The organism is Bradyrhizobium sp., assembly GCF_016462955.1.
GTDB lineage: Bacteria > Pseudomonadota > Alphaproteobacteria > Rhizobiales > Xanthobacteraceae > Bradyrhizobium.
In genome coordinates, this window is record NZ_JAEMSD010000600.1 from 1 (window position 1) to 3,659 (window position 3,659).

Sequence of the window (3,659 nt, forward strand, 5' to 3'; positions counted from 1 at the left end):
CACCTATGCCGTCACCGTCGAGCAGGCCGGCGGCTCGCCCGACGGCCGGCCGACCTCGGCGCCGATATTTTCCGGCAAGCTGATCGAGACCGTGCCGCCGTCCCAGCCGCAGGCGCCCGCGCAGAAGTAGGGCGCGTAGCCCGGATGAGCGAAGCGACATCCGGGGCGATGCTTCCCGCATGTCGGCCTCCGCCTTCGCTCGAGCTTCGGCGGACAAGCCGCTCATGCGGGGTCCGGCGTCGCCACCGTCCATCCCGGCGTCGCAGCCCGACAAATGCCCCCGAATCCGGCCCCGATTTGAACCTCCGCCCGATCCCGGGCGTCAAATCCCCGGAATTTGAAGTCGGCGATGCCGGAAAGGGCGAGAACAACAAATGGATGCAACGAGAACGCCAGGCATCTTCCGGCACCAATATGCGGGGCTGCCGCACGGTGCGGCATTCGAGCAGTGGCGCGAACGGGCCGTCGGTCCATGCGGCCTCGATATCGGGCCGAGCCATGGCGACAGCGTCGACTGCCGGCTCCAGATCAGCGTCGTCGACAACATCGCGCTCGGCATTGCCGAAGGCGCGTCCGCGCAATATTCCCGCAGCCAAAGCCACCTTTCCGACGGCAGCGACGATCTCATGCTGATCGCGGCCCATGCCGGGCTCGTCCGCGTCGGGCAGAACGGTCACACTGTGGAGCTCGCGCCGGCGCAGATGGTGCTCGTCGACATGGCCGCCACCGGCACCGTCGGCCACACCGCGGAGGACCGCTTCACCACCATCCGCATGCCGCGCCGCGCGCTGCTCGACATCAGTCCGCGCGCCGAGGACAAGCTCTCGCAGGTGTTGTCGGACGGCGCCGTCGCCGAGACCATCTTCCGCTATCACGCGCTCGCCGCCAACCACGCGCCGCATCTCGATGCGGTCGGCCAGCGCCTCACCGCGCAGCACATGGTCGATCTGGTCGGCCTCCTGCTCGGCACCGATGCCGAGCATGCAAGCCTTGCGCGCGGGCGGGGACATGCGGCGGCCCGCCTGGATCTCATGCGCGCCGACGTGATGGCTGCTCTCGGCCGCAACGATCTCTGCCTGTCCGAGGTCGCCGCCAGGTCGGGCCTCAGCCCGCGCCAGGCGCAACGGCTGTTCGAGCAGGCCGGCACCACCTTCACCGAATTCGTGCTGGAGCAGCGCCTGCTCCATGCGCGCAAGCTGCTCGGCGATCCCCGCGCCAGGGCGCGGAAGATCAGCGATATCGCGCATTCCTCGGGTTTTTCCGACCTGTCCTATTTCAACCGCGCCTTCCGCAAGCGCTTCGGCGCGACGCCCTCGGAACTGCGCGAGGCGTAGGGCGCTGCCGCATTTGGCCGGCGCCGCCTGTTGAGCTAGTCTGCCCGCGCGGGCAGACCGCGGGTTTGCTTCGGAAAGCGCGGCGGGCGGACATGGCGCGTATCATCGTGCTCGGCGGCGGATTTGCAGGCCTGTGGGCGGCCATCGGCGCTGCGCGCAAGCGTGAGGAGATCGGCGCGGACGGCGATATCGAGATCCGTCTCATCGACCGCAACCCCTATCACAACATCCGCGTACGCAACTACGAGGCCGATCTCGGCGAGGTCGCGCTGCCGTTGTCGCGATTGCTCGATCCGATCGGTGTCGATCATGGCCTCGGCGAGGTCGAGGCGATCGATCCGGTACGGCGCGAGATCTCGCTGGTCACGAGCGGCGGCGAGGAGAGGCTGGGCTACGACCGCCTCGTGCTGGCGCTCGGCAGCGAGGTGATGCGTCCCGATATTCCCGGACTTGCCGCGCACGCCTTCGACGTCGACACCTATGCCGCGGCGCTCCGCCTCGAGCATCACCTCTTCTCGCTCGGACGCAGCGAGGCATCGCCGGGGCGCTCGACCGTCGTCGTGGTCGGCGCCGGGTTTACCGGCATCGAGGTCGCGGCCGAGATGCCGGACAGGCTCACGCGTGCCGGCATCACCGGCGGCCGACGCATCATCCTGGTCGATCCCAATCCGGCGATCGGCGTCACCATCGGCGCGCATGCGCGTCCCGTCATCGAGACGGCGTTGTCGTCATTGCAGGTCGAGACCCGGCTTGGCGTGCGGGTCGCCTCGGTCGAGGCGGCCGGCGTGTACCTCGACTCGGGCGAGTTCATTGCGGCGCAGACCGTGATCTGGTGCGCCGGGATGCGTGCGAGCCGGCTGGCCGGGAGTTTCGGCAGCGCGCGCGATCGCCTCGGGCGGCTGCCGGTCGATCCCTTCATGCGCCTCGCGGATGTGCCTGGCGTGTTCGCGGCCGGCGATGTTGCCTCGAGCGTGATCGACGGGTTGCATCCGACCGTGATGTCCTGCCAGTTCGCCCGTCCCATGGGCCGCTTCGCCGGCCACAATGTGGTGGCCGATCTGGTCGGCCTGCCGATGCTGCCGCTGCGGATCGACTGGTACGTCACCGTGCTCGATCTCGGCGCCTGGGGTGCGCTCTACACCGAGGGGTGGGACCGCGAGGTCAAGACGACCGGTCAGGCCGCCAAGTCGACCAAGCAGACCATCAACCGCAAGCGCATCTATCCGCCGCTGTCGGGCAGCAAGGACGAATTGTTCGCCGCCGCCGCGCCGACCGTGCAGGCGCCCCCGCCGACATACGGGGCAAGATAGCTCTGAGCATGCGGTGTCATCGTCCGCGAAGGCGGACGATCCAGTATTCCAGAGACAGTAATTGGGACGGAGAAGCCGCGGGGCGCTGGATTCCCGCCCGCACGGCAGATGACGACGGTGGTTTTGTTGGTCATCCCGGTACCCCTCTACAAGCCCTTGCGTTGCCCGACGGGCGAAACACCCAGCGCCCGGTCAACCCGCGCCGTGTAAAATATTCCACTTTACCGAAATTCGGAAACGGCGTAGGTGTTGCGGCAACCCGGCCCAAGGAAGAGGGGCGTATCGCGATCGTCACGAACGCGGGTCGGGCGGCGGTGGACGTGGGTCACACCGGTGCGGACGGCTTCGCAGGGCGGGCAACCGTGAGCGGAGACCTCGTGCCAACGACGGGTGCGGCTTGCGTACGGCAAAATCGTGTGGTCCTGGCGCCCGGGGTCTGTGCGCCAAGCGTTGCGGTGATGCGGCGGCCCGACCGGGCACGCGCATCAGCCATCCGCAAGGCGACGGGGGCAATAGTGCATCGCTCCCCGGGGAGAGCACGACATAAGCCGTCAAACCACTGCGCAGGGAAGGCCGGGATGTCCTGGCTACACCTGTATGCCGCTGTGCAGCTTCTCACCACGCAGATTCGCACAGTGGACCTCGGGTGCCTGCGGGCTCCCGGTCTTCCCTGCGCCCTCTTTCATTTCAGAGGGTGAGGCGACAAAACAAAGCTCGGGCAAGATGCGCCGCGAGGCCGCGAAGGCGTGTCTGCGACATGAGCTGCGTGCCACAAGCTCGATCTCGTAGGGTGAGCAAAGCGCAAGCGTGCCCACGCCCTGTGGCTCATCGAAGGAGATCGTGGGCACGGCGCTATGCGCCTTTGCCCACCCCACGCACCGTCGCTGGGATGTGCACTGGAGCATCGCCAATGACGACGTGCAGACAGAATCCGCCATGACCCAACTCTCATGCCCCGGACGCAGCGCAGCGCTACTTCAGCGGTGCGCTGCAGAGCCGGGGCCCATGCATCAGC

2 protein-coding genes are annotated in these 3,659 nt (G+C 67.8%); both read left to right on the forward strand.

All coding sequences use genetic code 11. The annotated features are described in order from the left end of the window. Positions 1 to 374: 374 nt before the first annotated feature. A complete protein-coding gene (locus tag JHD07_RS35245) occupies positions 375 to 1,334 on the forward strand; it encodes an AraC family transcriptional regulator (protein WP_291630576.1) in 960 nt (319 codons plus the stop codon). 92 nt (positions 1,335 to 1,426) lie between these two features. Then, entirely contained in the window at positions 1,427 to 2,644 is a 1,218-nt protein-coding gene (locus JHD07_RS35250) for an NAD(P)/FAD-dependent oxidoreductase (RefSeq protein WP_291630578.1), read from the forward strand. Positions 2,645 to 3,659 lie beyond the last annotated feature (1,015 nt).